A 244-nucleotide genomic window follows, 5' to 3' on the forward strand; every position below is an offset into this window, starting at 1 on the left:
CACTCGTGATCAGCGTTCCACGCTCCGAAGAGCAGTACTGGCAGCCCGAGATGACTGAAAGTGCCGAATAATCAACGTTCCACCCATGAGCAACCACCGCAGAACGTTTGCCTGCGTAGTGGCCTCTGACCGAGCGAACTCGGTAAGAAGTGCTCCTTAGAAAGGAGGTGATCCAGCCGCACCTTCCGGTACGGCTACCTTGTTACGACTTCGTCCCAATCGCCAGTCCCACCTTCGACAGCTC

General features: G+C 56.6%; 1 rRNA gene. It reads right to left on the bottom strand.

Features of this window, described 5'->3' with window-relative positions:
• Positions 1 to 160: 160 nt before the first annotated feature.
• Positions 161 to 244: ribosomal RNA gene (locus IF54_RS0139220) — 16S ribosomal RNA — on the bottom strand; the annotation flags it as partial.

Origin of the sequence: Streptomyces sp. NRRL B-3229 (assembly GCF_000719505.1) — a bacterium.
GTDB lineage: Bacteria > Actinomycetota > Actinomycetes > Streptomycetales > Streptomycetaceae > Streptomyces > Streptomyces griseorubiginosus.